Consider the following 13,983-nt stretch of genomic DNA (forward strand, 5'->3'; position numbering starts at 1 on the left):
CTACGCACCCACAGGCTCGCCCTTGTCCAGCCCGCGCCTGCGCCTGCGGCGCGCGGCGATCGTCGCCGTGGCGGCAACCGCCGCGACCACCAGCGCGAACGGCAGGCGCGCCCACAGGTCGCCCAGCTTGGGCAGAGGCTTGATCGCTCCCTCGTCAAACCACAGCCCCAAATCCACCGCGTTGCCGTCGGCGCGCGTCCAGCTTGCCACATGCACCAGATCGAAGGACTGCCCAAACGCATTGGCCCCTTCGGATCGGGCCGAGCCGGGCGTCAAGGCCGCAGTCGCGCCGAGCGCGTCCCCGCGGTCGAGGTCGAGCGGCGCGAAATCGTTGTCCTCGTTGTCGCGAGTGTTGCCCTGCGCGTCAAGCTCGGTGACGTGCGAGCCCTTCGGCCCCTCCGCGCGCACGCGGTACTGGTAAGGCGCGCCTGTCTCCGAGCAGACGGGAAGCTCCTCGAAGCGATAGGTGCCATCCTCGCCCGAAGGCATGCCGGCCACGTCCGTCCAACCCTCGTCAGTCCCGGCGACAGCGGGCCCGACGGCCGCAGAGGCGGGCGCCGCATCGCCGCCCGTCGCAACCTCCCGGCGGTCCAGGCGCACCTCCACGCCCACGAGCGGCTGCTCTCCCACATCCTGCAAACCGTTACGGTTGTCGTCATCCCACACACGACCCTCGATGACCATCAGACCGTGCGGCACGAAGCCCGCGTCAAGGCAGGCGCAGTCGTGCGAGGCCACCGGCGAGTACGCGCGGCCTCCGGGCCCGTTCCCGATGTCGGACGGATCGGAGCCGTCGGCCGCATCGGCCAGCACGATCAGACCCTCCACCGGCTCGTCGGGCAGCAGCCACGTCGTCGCCTCGTCCAAATCGGAATCGAGCGCGGCATCGCCCGCATCAAGCCGCGAAACATCGAAGCCCTGCGGGAACTCCTCCACCACCACGCGGTAGCCGTACACCAACGTCTCCACCGTGCCGTCGTCCGCGGCAGCCACGCCGACAGCAGGCAAGCCGGTGAAGGCGTAGGAGCCGTCCTCGGCCGTGACGGCCGTTTTGGCCTCGAACGCCTCGTCGAACTCCCAACGATCGCCATCCGCCGCGCCCGAACGGTACGCGTACCGCGACAAACTCACCCTCACGCCCGCCAGGCCGGCCTCGTCCCGGCCCTGCAAGCCGTCGTCGTCGGCGTCCACCCACGCCCGGCCGCTGATGCTGGCCGGGCGCACGGCCACAAAGCCCGCGTCGCCGCCGCGCTGGGCCACCGCGCTGCGCAGCACGTCGTACTCCACACCCGCGAACGTATCGCGGTACTGGCTGTTCAAAGCCCCGTCAACCGCAACGGCCATCACGGCGAACCCATCGCCGCGCAGCGCGCCCTCGGTACCGTCGGGATAGCGCTCCACCACAGACAGCGTCCGGTTAGCTGCATCAAGCAGCGCGTCCGAATCCACCGTGGGGTCGTCGCCCACGTGGTAGCGCGTGGCCGCGTAGCCCTCGGGCGCGCCGTCAAGCGACACCCGGTAGGCCGCCAGGCGGAAGTCGTCGTCGCCCAACTGGCCCTCCTCCACCGGCGCGCCATCCTTCATCTGCACGTACGGCGCCAGGCCCTCAAAGCGGTAGCGACCCCGCTCGTCGGTGATCGCGGTGCGGCCAAACGCCTCGTTTCGCACCCATTCCCCGCTTTCGCGGTACCACTGGGTAATCCGCACGGCCTGTCCGGGCATGCCGAACTCCAAACCCTCCTCGCCGGGAGAGGTTAGGTCCTGTGTGCCGTCGTAATTCGCGTCGTCCCACACCACGCCTTCGAGCACGCCAAACGGGAAGGGTCCGAAGCCACCGTTCATGCGCAGCTCGCTGCGGCCCTCGGCCACATTGAAGCCCTCAAGCACGTAGGAGCCGTTCACTGCGGCGTCGCCCTCTGCAGCGGGACGCGCCAGCACAATGCGCCCGTCCAGCACGGACTTGTCGGACTCGGCCACATGAGATTCCGTCCAGGCGATGGCCCTATCCTCCTCGGACGCGGGCGGCACGACGGAGTTGTCTCCAGGCCGGCGCACCTTGGAGTTGAGCTTGTCAGCCGCAGGCGAGTCGGTCTGCAGCACCGTGACCGGCAGACCACCCGTGCCCTCGGAGCCCTGGGACCCGTCAACCGCAAGTGTGTAGCCTACCAAACGCCGCACGCCATCTTCGTCAAGCGCCGAAGCGGCCAGCCCGCCGAACTCGAAACGTCCCGCGCCGTTTGTAAGCTGGGACGCCTCCCCTGTCTTCGTCCAGCCATCCTTGCCCAGAAGCCACGTGGACAGCGCAACGCGTTTGCCCGCCAGCAACTCCTCGCCGTCGCTTATCACACCGTCGTAATTAGCATCAACCCACAGCGTGCCCGCTATGGCGTTTGCCGGCGGCGCCATGAGGCCGGCGTCGTCGTGGTCGCGCGAGAGCACCCGCGCCAGGTCGTACGTTGCCAGCGACGCCGCGCCGTCTGCGCGCGAGGCCGGCGCTTGCACCCGGTTGTCCAGCGCCGTGCCCTCGTCGGCCAACCCCAGCAGCACCAGATATTCCTGCGCCGCCCGCTCGGCCAGAAGGCCGTCTTGGAACAGATCGGAATCAAAGGTGCCGTCTTCTCCCAAACGCGGAACCGACACCAACCACGATGCCTTTACCTCATCAGGATGGGCAAGCTCCACTCGGTAGGCGTACACCACAGGCGCACCATCCACCGTACCCCACGCGTCCAGACCGTCGAAGCGGTACACACCGTGGGAGTTGCGGCCAAAGCCATCCACACCCTGACCAGTTGCTTGAACCATGGGCGTGAAGGATTCGTCCACCTTCCAACCATCGCCGTCGCCATCCGCGTTGCCCGCATCGGGCACATAGCGGGTAAGCACCACGTCCACGCCGTCGATGCCAGCTTCCGGACGATAACCCTCCGAAGAACCCGACACCTCCGAGCGTTCGTTTTGCAGCCCGTTACCGTCAGCATCCTCCCACACCACGCCCGCGATGTGCGTGGTAGCAACCAAATGTTCGCCCGCATCGCCACCGGACACAGGATTGGCCTGAACGCGGACCAGGTCGAACACAACACCAGCATACTCCACGCCATACGGAGATCTCGCATCGTCCGCAGCCACCGGATGCGCCACAATGACCGCGCCGTCTGAGCGTTCCGCCCCATCGGCGGAAACGAACTGCTCGTAGAGCGGTATGGTGGCCTCGCCCGCAACCAGCAACGCGTCGGAGTCTGCCTGCGGATTATCGCCCGCATGATAGTGCGTGACAATGCGGCCCTCGCCAGGTGCATCCACACTCACCCGGTAGGAGGCCAAACGGAAGTCATCGGTAGCGTGCCCCGCCGGGGCAAACGAGCCGTCTGCGGCCAGCCGCACAAAGGATGGCAGCCCCTCGAAGACATAGCGGCCCTCCCCGTTGGTGGTCGTGGTGCGGGAGAAGTCTGCGTTTTGCACCCAGGTGCCATCTGAGCCCAGGTACCACTGGGTCAGGTGCACGCTGCGGCCCTCGATGCCCGGCTCTTGCGCCGGATCTCCCTGCACGCCGTCGTAGTCGGCGTCCTCCCACACCACGCCTTCGATGGAGCCGGTTTCAGCGGGGATGAACCCGCCGTTCATGCGGTTTTCGTCTTGGGCGAAGGCCAGGTTGTAGCCCAGGCGGTCGTAGTCGGCCACCATGCCCGGCTGCGTGCGCTCGGCCACCACCATACGGCCGCCCAGCACGCGGTGCGCCGGATCGTCCGCGCCGGCTCCGGTGTTCCAGGCTATAGCATAGTCCCCCGCGTTCTGCGGCGCCGCAACCGAGGCGTCGCCCGGACGGCGCACCTTGGAGTTGTCGTTGTCGGAAGTTGGCGAATCTGCTTGCAGAGCCGTCACCGGCAGGCCGCCCACGCCCGCAGAACCCGCCGCATCGAACGCCTGGCCGTCCACCGCCAGCGTGTAGCCCAGAAGCCGACGCACGTTGCCATCGGCCGCCGAGGCCGCCACCGTGAAGGAGAAGCGACCGTCGTCGCCCGTCAGCGCCTCTTGGTCGCCAGCCGCATAGCGCTGCCAAGCACCCTGGTCGTCCAGCATCCACGCGGCAAGGCGCACCGTGCGGCCGGGCAGCACGTCCTCGGGCGCCGCGTTGCCTTCGGCTTGCGCATTGTAGAGGCCGTCATGGTTGGCGTCCCACCACAGCACGCCGGACACTTCGGCGGCAGGCAGCTCCACCAGGCCCGCATCGCCGCCGGCCGTCGCCTCGCGCGCAGCGGCCAACAGGTCGTACGAGCGGTTCGTGGCCGGATCCTCGCCAATAAACGCGCCGCTTGCGCCAACCGCAGCCGCCGCAAGAACGATGCGGTCGCCCGGACGCGTTTGCACCGAACCGTCATCGGCCGCCACCTGGTCATGCAAGGGATGCCAACCCGCCGCATCCGCACCGTCGGCATCCGAGTCCACGCCCACGCTGGCCGCCGGACCCGCATCGAGCACGGCATGATAGCGCGTGAGCAGGCGGTCGTCCGCAAGCGCGCCCACATACACCTTGTAGGAAGCAAGGTACGACCGCGACGTGGCCGTGTCCGTCCACGCCGTGGGAAGATTGTCGAACACGTAGCGGCCCTCGGCATTCGTGACCGTAGCCACCGCCGTCGTGCCCGCTGCGCCAAACGCATCGTTGCGCTCCCACACGCCGTTTTTGAGCACGTACTGCTCCAGCAGCACCTGCTGGCCGTCCACGCCGCGCTCGGCGGCTTCATCGCGCAAGCCGTCGCGGTTCGCGTCGTCCCACACCACGCCCTCGATGCGCGCCGTGGGCACGGCCACCAGGCCGCCGTCCCACGTGTCGTCCTCAAAGCCGCGCGCCGCATCGTAGGACGCGCCGCCCGGCCCCGCCACCGCGTACTGCGAGCCATCGGCGGCAGGCTGCGCCGGCACGATGAACTCGCCGTCGTCGGTGAGGTAGCGGGTGCCGCCCGCCGCCGCAGGCGCGCCAAAAAGCGCCGGTTTCACAGCTTCGGCCAGGTCGGAATCGAGGGCGCGATCGTCCCCGGCGCGGCGCTGCGTCACGCCCCACGCCTCGGGCAGCGCGCCCAGATGGGCGCCGTCCACACGCACCTTGTAACCGGCGAGCCGCACCGTGCCGTCAACCGTGATGGTGGTGGGCACCTCGAAACGATAGGCACCGTCGGCGCCGGTCGCCGTCGTTTCCAACGCACCGGCGGGGGCGATCTTCCACTCATCCGCATCGGCATCGAAGTACCAGCGCTCCAACGTCACCGTCAGCCCCGCGACGCCCGGCTCGTCGGCCGGATCGTCCTGAACGCCGTCGCGGTCCGCGTCGTCCCAGATGCGCCCGGACACAAACGCGGGTTCCCGGTCGGTGAACCCGGCGTCGCCGCCGAAAACGCGCTCTTCGGCCCGCACCGGGTCATAGCTCACGCCGGCGTAATCGGCTGCGTACACGGCGGGCGCGTCGCCGTCGGCAACCGGATGCGCCACGATGACCGCGCCGTCGGCCCGCGCGTCTTCGTACTGCTGATAGAGCGGCAGCGGCGTGCCGTCGGCGGTCACCACCGCGTCGGAGTCCTTCGAAGAGTCAGACCCGGCATGGAAGCGCGTGACCACCTCGTCGCCCTCGGGCCCTTGCACGCTCACGCGGTAGGATGCCAAGCGGAAGTCGTCGTCGCCACGCACGGTTTGATCCACAGGCGCGCCGTCCTTCATCTGCACATAGGGCGCCAAGCCTTCGAAGGAGTAGCGGCCCTCGCTATCTGTGAGCGTCGAGACGCTGCCGGCCGGACCGCCATTGCCGCCCAGGCCGAAGGACGCGTTCTGCACCCACTGGCCGTCGTCGCCCAGGTACCATTGGGTCAGGTACACCTGGCGGCTGCCGATGCCCGGCTCGCCGTCTTCCTGGACGCCGTCGTAGTCAAGGTCCTTCCACACCAGGCCCTCGACCTTGCCCTGCTCGGCCGGCACGAAGCCGCCGTGCATGCGGTTCTCGTCCTCGGCGAAGGCCACGTTGTAGCCCGAAAGCTCGTAGGCGTCGTTCATGCCGTCTTTATCGGCGGCGGCCACCACCACGCGCCCGTCCAGCACGCGACGGCCGTCCACGGTGCCTTGGTCGTCCGCACCGTCCTCGCCCGCCCAGGCGATGGCGTAATCCTCCGCAGTCTGCGGAGCTTCCACCGAGGTGTCGTTCGGTCGGCGCACCTTGGAGTTCGCGCTGTCGGACGTAGGCGAATCCACCTGCACAGACGTGATAGGCAGACCGCCCACGCCCGCAGAGCCCGCGTCAGAATAGGTTTGCCCGTCGGCCGCCAGGGTGTAGCCCAGCAGACGCCGCACGCCGTCCACCTGGGCCGACGCCGCCACATCAAAGGAGAAGCGTCCGTCGCTGCCGCTGGTGGCTTCTTGGTCGGCCGCCGCATAGCGCTCCCATGCGCCCTGCTCCTCGTTGCGATACCACGCCGCGAGATGCACCGTACGCCCAGGCAGCACCGCCTCGGGCGCCGTGCCAACCGCGGCCTGCGAGTTATACAGACCGTCGTGGTTGGCATCCCACCACAGCACGCCGGACACCGTGGCCCGCGGCTCATCCACCACGCCCGCGTCGCCGCCGCGCTGCTGCTCGCGGCCGGCCAGCGCGTCGTAGGTCACGCCGTTGAACGTGCCCGTGTACCACGGAACAGCCGCAGACGCATCCTGCTTTTGCGCCAGAATAATGAAGCCATCCTCGCGCAGCTGGGTTGTTGCGCCCGCGCCGTCGTCAAACGTTTCGAACAGCTCGCCCACCTTCAACCCTTCGGCCGGAGCCGCCAGGTCGGAGTCGATGGTGCGGTCGGTGCCCGCATGGCAGACGGAGGCCAGTTCGCCATCGGGCAGAAGCACGCTCACGCGATACGCCGCCAGACGGAAGTCGTCGGCGCCCACCCGCACGTAGGATGTCAGGTTGTCGAAGGAATAGCGGCCCTCGCCATCTGTGAGCGTCGAGACGCTGCCGACCGGGCCGCCGTCGCCGCCTGCGCCGAAGGCGGTGTTCTGCACCCACTGGCCGTTGTCGCCCAGGTACCACTGGGTCAGGTACACCCGGCGGCCGTCCACCGGCTTGTCATCCCCATCTTCGGTGCGCATGCCATCGCGATCCGCGTCGTTCCACACCACGCCGGTGATGCTTCCTTTCGCATCGGGCACCACGCCGCCGTTCATACGCAGCTCGTCTTGACCGGCGGACACGTCGAAGGACAGGCCGCCCGCATCCACGCGGTACGCGTTTGTGGTGGTGTCATCTGCCCGGGAGGCCAGCACCAGCCGGCCGTCCAGCACGCTGCGCACCAGACCATTCGCATTGCTATCCTGGCTATTCTGCTCGTTCCAACGCAGCGGATAGCTGTCTTGGCCGTACACGCCGGCGTTGGCGGCGGCATCGGCCGGACCCCGCATGGTGGAGTTGGCGCCGTCTTGCTGGGGGCTGTCCGACAGCAGGCGGGCAAGCGGCAGGTCGCCTATGCCATCGGCACCGCTGCCGGCCGCCTCCAGCGTGTAGCCCGCCAGCAGCACCTCGCCGCCCACGCCGCGCACGTAGGTGGGCAGGTTGTCAAACGAGAACGACCCGTCGGTCTGCGTGGTGGCGGTCAGATCGACCCCTGCCGCCGACCAGGTGCCGTCAGCCGCCCTCTTCCATTGCTTCAGGGTGACCTTCTTGCCGGACAGGCCCTCCTCGCCTTCATCTATCAGGCCGTCGTTGTCGGCGTCTTGCCACAAGCGGCCCGCCACCGTGTGCTTCGGCGGCACGATGACGCCCGCGTCGTTCGAAGCGCGATCGGATGCCTTGGCAGCATCGTAGATGAGCGTGGCGGCATCCTGCGTGCCCGGATTCGTTTCCTGGTAGTTGGGATTGCCGGAAACAGGCTGGTCGCGCATCACGTTCGCGCCGAAGGACTGGTCGTCGGCCACATCAAGCAGCACGTCGTACTCCACAGCCGCGCCGGCCGCGTCCGCCGCCATGAGGAAGCCGTCCTCAAAGCGCAGGTCGGAATCAACCTGATAGCTGTCGCCCTCCTGGTACTTGGCCATCATGAGGTTGCCGTCCGCGTAGCGCGCGTCGCTCACGCGCACGCGGTAGGCGTACGGCACGCGTCCGTTCGCCCCGTCGCTCTTCGAGGCCAGCAGGTTCTCGAACACGAACACGCCCGGTTGCTCGGTTGCGGCATCCGCGTTGCTGCCCGCATCCGCATCGCCGCCCGCGCTCGAATCGCCGGCCGCGCCACCTGCATCCGAGCCGCCAGCCACGTCGCTGTCTGCGCCACCCGTATCTGCATCATCACCCGTCGGCACAACAGCGCTCGCCACCGGCTGCTGCATGGCAGTACGGGCCGTGAGATCAGTCCAACCAGAATCCTTCATCCAGCCGCCGTTGCCGTCGGGAACGTAGCGCTCCAGCGTCACCTCCACGCCGTTGGGCAGGTCGTCCGCGCCAGCGCCAGCCGCCGCCTGCATCTCCTCGGCATCGCGAATGCCGTCGTTGTCGGCATCCAGCCACACGAAGCCGGAGATGCTCGGACGCGGCGCGGGCAGCTCGCCCACGTCGCCGCCGCGCACCTGGCCGTTCTCGTCGGCCACGCACGTGAGCCAGTCGTAGACGGCCGCCTGGCCGTCGAAGGAGTCGTTGGCCGCCACGGCAACCTGGCTTGCCTGGTCGTCAACCAGCGGATGGGCCGTGCCCGCGTCCGCCACCTTGTCGGCCAGGATGATCAGACCGTCGAGCGCACGCGCGCCCTCGTCCGTGCCGGCGGCACCCGCAGCGTAGCGGTCGGTCACCGCCAGGGGTTGCCCCAACGTGGCCACGTCAGAATCAAGGCTGATGGACGCCTCATCCTCGCCCTGATGGTAGCGCGTGAGCAGCCACGGCTCGCCATCCGCATCGTGGTTCACGTCGTTCAAGGCCACGCGATAGGCCGCCAGATAGTGCTGCCCATCGTCTGTTGTGTACGCCACCGGCAGGTTGTCGAACACATAGCGGCCCTCCGCATCCGTGCTCACCGTCACCGCACCCGTCGCCGCCGAGCCGCCCGTCACGATGCCCTTCGTCCACCGATCCGCGCCGAACGCCGTGTTCTGCTGCCACGCACTTCCGTCGTAGTACCACTGCGTGAGCGTCACCTTCTGGCCAGCCAAGCCGGGTTCGGACGCGTCCCAGTTCCCAGCCGCATCGCGCTTCTGCAACCCGTCGTAATCGGCGTCGTGCCACACGCGCCCGGTCACGCTGGCCGTGGGCACCGCCACCAAGCCGGCGTCCCACTTCTCTATGCGCTGGGCGTTCGCCAAGTCGTAGGTGCGCGTCAAGCCGTCGGGCAGCTTGATCTCGCACGTGTTGGCGTCCACCGTTTGGTTGTCGGCCTCGCCGGCAATGACGATCATCTGGTCAAACGCCAAATCGGCGTCGGAGCCGCTTGCAAGCCCCTCCTCGTTCATCCAGTACGACGTGCCATCCGCCGTATCGACCGCGGGAGCCGTGGACAGGTCGGAGTCGTTCTCCTCGCCCACATCCACGTTGCGCAGCGTCACGCCCCAGTCGGTGGTCAGGTTTGCCAGGTCATCCTTGGCAATGCGCAAGCGATAGCCCGCCAGGTACTTGTCCTTCTGATCTTCGTCAAGGTCGGGCTGCGCACCCAGCGGATCGGCCACATAGGTGGGCACGTCCCTGAACAGGTACAGACCTGATGCGCTCGTGGTCTGCGTCTGCAAAACGGGCTTCTTCGTGGCAGGATCGACCAACTGCTCCCAGCCCGCGCCGCCGTCCTTGTCCGGATTCCACCAGTACGTCTCCAGCGTCACCTGCACGCCCGGCACGCCCGGCTCGTCCATGTCCTGCACGCCGTCGTAGTCTTTGTCCTCCCACGCGAAGTTGCCCAGGTAGCCCTTCGTGCCGTCTATCCAGCCCAGCGCGAGCTTGCGGTAGTGCGCAAGGCCCGTCCACGCCTCGCCATCCTGCTCGTACACCGCCTTGCCGTCGGCGTCCACAGGCACCACGGCCTCGAACGCGCGCGTGATGCCGCGCCCTTCCTTGAGCTGCAGGTCGTTGTCCCACACGCCGTCGGCGCCCGTCGCGCCGGGGCGCACCGGGAACTCCAGCGGGTCGTTGCTGCGCACGTACAGCGTGGGTTTCAGCAGCTGCGTGCCGTACTCGTCCTCGCACGTCACCACGTAGTGCCGCCCCGTTTGCAAGCTGAACGAGAACGCGCCGTCGGCCTCCGTCTCCTGCACGGCGGGCTTGCCGTCGGCATCGAGCGCGGGCCCGTCCGACACCTCGCCCGTGACCGGATCGTAGTCGTGCACCGTCACCGTCATGCGCGCCAGGCGTTTCTCCTCCGCAGCGGTGCCGCTGCCCAGCGCATCGTCAATGCCCGTGCCGTAGTAGTCCAGCACGCCGTCGATGGCGTCCTCGCCCTTGTCACCTTCGAGCGAGCCGTCTGCCAGAAGGTCGTCGCGATACACCACGCCCTCGTAGGTGGCAGGCATGGCAATGCCCACGTCGTAGCTGGTCATGCGCGCGTCGTAGGCCGCGTGCACCTGGTCGGGCTGGCCGGCTTTGAGCGCCTCCTCGTCAAAGGCCACTGCATCCACCTGTATCACGTCGGAGGTGGCCACCAACGCCGTTTCGTCCACGTCGGCCGTTGCGGGGTCGTCTGCGCGATGCTCTATGGTCATGGCGGTGTCTGCCACGCCGTCCCCGTCGTCATCGGGGCCGATGCTGCGCGTGCTCAGCGTGTAGCCGGCGTATTCCTTGGGGAAGGTGAAACGCAGCCGGTACTCGCCCGGAGCCAGGTTGGACAAGATGTAGTAGCCCTTGTTGTCGTAGTAGTCCGACTCGGTCACATAGGAGTAAGGCGCGCCGGCCTCGGCCAGGTCGTAGCCGCCGTTCTGATTGATGATAGGCTCGCCCGTCTCCGGGTCGCACACCACCCACTGGTCCTTGCCGTCCGTAAGCGCCGGATCGTTCACCAGCGAGGACGCTTGCCCGTCGCGGTTAACCGGCTGGCCGTAGGCGTTGAGCAGCTCCACCTTCACGCCGTTGATGCCGGGGTCTTCCGCCTCGCCGTCGTAGTCGAGGTCGCGGAAGAGGTCGGCCGTGCGCGAGCCGTTGCCGTACAGGCCTTCCCACACGCCGGTGTCAGGGTCGATGCTCTTGTCGGTGGACAGCAGCCAGCGCCCGTTGTCGGCCAGGTGATAGGTGGTTTCGCGCCCCAAGCCGTCCTGGGTCAGCTCGCCGTCCGTGTCGTTTTGCAAACGATCCCAGTCGGGGTCCAACCACACGTAGTCGCCAATGTAGCCGCGCTCGGCCGGGGCGTCCACGAACGCGCCGGCGGAGGCGTACTCGGTTACCGAGGTGTTCTCGTCGTCAGTAGCCGACCTTCCGCTGTTCACGCGGCTGGCGAACGTGTTTTTCTGCATGGTGTCAGCCAGCTGTTCGGCCCGTCCCGGATTGGCTTCGGCATCCATGTCGAAGGCGGGATCGCCCGACAAGTTGCCCAGGTACTTGGGCAGATTGAGCGGAGCGCGCAAATCGTAGGTGAGCCGGATGGTGCCCAGCGGATAGATGAACACGTCATCGTTTAGCACCTGGCCCCACAGCGCACGGATGGCCTTTTTCAGCTTCTCGGCCTCGGCCGGATGGTCGGCGCAGTATTGCTTGAACTCGGACAAGCTGACAAAGCCGAGATCGGCCATGCCCGCGCCCTTGTTGTCGCGCACATCGTAGTACAGCGCGTTCATCCATTTCAAGCGGTCGGCGTCTCCGGACAAACGATACAATTCGGGCAGCTCGGCTTCGGTTTGCGGCACAAGGGCGCCGCCCTCTCTCTTGAAGGGACCCACCCATATGCTGCACTCGCTCTCGCCCAGCTCCTGGTCCACACGATCGCCCAGCAGGCCGTCGGGAACGGCACGCGTCATCTTGATGGAGTCGAGATCGTCCAGCCAACCGTTCCACTGGGAGTTGCGGGGCACGCCCTCGTTGCCCTCTCCAGGGCTGCTGGCGTACTTGTCGCCCTCGTAAGGCAGAATGTCGAGCATGGCCGAACGCACGAAGCCCAAGGCGGACGTCTCGTTGGCGCCCACGTTGTCGATAGAGTTGAGGTAGGTGTAGCTTGTGCCCTCGGGCACAGCCACCGGCCCGTTCACGTTGGAGCTTCCGATGGTGAACAAGGTGTTCACCTGGGAGGAGGCGTACTTCGTCTGAAGCGTGGTGTTGTTGGAGGCAAAGCCCATGGACTCCATCTGCTTCATAATCATCTTCTGATTGTTGATGCCGTCCAAGTTCACGTCGCGGGTGTCGCGCGTTATGCCTATCTTGCTTTCGCCGGTTTGCACGGCGGGCACGTACCCGTTGAAGTTGCCCTGCTTGTAGCCGTAGCCCGAAGCCGTCAGCAACTCCTTGACGAGGGCGCCGTTCGCATCTTCGCGAATGGGCATCATGAACTCCACCACCAGCGTGCTGCCCGCCTCCAGGCGACCCAGGTTCTGGTTGCCGCTGTCTTCGGTGCCGGCAAAGTGCCAACTCATGAACTCGCGGTTCACCTGGCTGTCCGCAGAACCCAGCTTGTCGGCCACCAGGAGGTCGCCGCCCACGTAAGGCTCGGGCATCCCCAAACCGCCGTTGCTTTGCTCTTGGTATGCTCCCGGCGTGAAAGAGTAGTCGCCGGAAGAACTCGCGCTCATCTCCGTTTCAGCCACATAATACGTCCACAGCGGCGTGGCGTCGTCCAGATTGGCGGCAGGACGCGTAACCTCTTCAAACACCTGCTCGCCGTTGTCGTCGTATGTCGGTTTGCCCTCATCGTCCAAGACGGGCTTCTTCTCAATGATCGGGCTGCTGGTGTACGCCGGGTTCAACGGGCAGTCTTCGCTTGTATAGTTGTCGTACGAAACGAACTCGAAGTCGTCGGGCGTCAACCCCTCGGCCGCCCCGAACGCCTCGATGAACGGAAGAATGACCGACAGTTGCGGATTGGAGCAGTAGTCCTCCCCATGACGTTCGTCGTACAGACCCAACGCCTCAAGCTGCTCGTTGCTCAAATTGCTCAGCGTCAGCTGGTAGCGCATCATGCGCGAAGCCCGGGGATCTATGGTGGGGCGAGTGGAGAAATTGCTCCATGCGTAGCCGCTCAAACCTCCGCCCTCGAAATAGGACTGATGCATATCGAACGCCAGATACGGATACTCCGGGTCGCGGTAGAAGCCCGCCCGCGCCCGCGCGTCGTCCGAACGCAGGTACTTCGTGTCATCGTAGCGCGGCGTGGCGCTTGCAAAGTGATTCAGATGCACGATGGACGTGGGCACGATGCTCTCTGCATCGTCGGTTTCGGTGCCGCCCGCATCGCCATCGCCAACATCGAGCACCGTCAGGCCCGCAGCCCGAGCGGCTTCCAATCCTTCGTCGGTAGAGGCCACGAAAGCTCCGCCTCCGTTGGCGGCTTCCCTCACCGCAGCGGATTCGTCAGCCGCAAGCGCAGCCTCAGACGCAGCCTCGGCCTCGGCCAGATCATCGTCGTCCACCGCCACATAGGTGGGCAGTTCTGCGGCACTGGTGGCCGCAGCGCCTTCGGGGATCCTCGGCGTTTCCATGACCAGCGTGTTGCACACCACGGCAGCAGCGTTGCTGGTGATGCCTCCGGGCATGGGCGTCTGAGCCTCAATCCTCACCACGCCGTACTTGTCACGCTGATAGCTTGTGCCGTCCGGATTCTTCAACGGCGTCCAACCCACGTTGGCGCGCTGCGGGTCAACGTCGTCAGGCTCTTGCGAACCGAAGGTGAACTCCCTTGTCTCATCGGACGCATCGTCGTCCACCGCAGCATCCACCGCAAGGCGCAGGCCCTGCGGCACCGGACAAGCGCGCCCAGCGTTCGTATCGTCCAGCGAGCCGGCAGTGATAATCCAACGTACTTGGCGCACGTCCTTGCCGCGTTCGGTCGATAGGGGTATCTCCAC

1 protein-coding gene (cut by a window edge) is annotated in these 13,983 nt (G+C 66.8%); it reads right to left on the reverse strand.

The window, feature by feature from the left end; all coding sequences use genetic code 11:
* Window positions 1-13,983: the final stretch of an SdrD B-like domain-containing protein gene (locus ACWKY3_RS12290; RefSeq protein ID WP_449316694.1), read on the reverse strand. Its footprint extends 15,933 nt past the window's final position; 13,983 of the gene's 29,916 nt are visible here — the last part of the coding sequence; its start codon lies beyond the right edge, outside the window — the gene reads right to left on this strand; it ends in the stop codon at window positions 1-3.

The sequence above is a fragment of the Rubneribacter sp. genome (genome assembly GCF_965361815.1).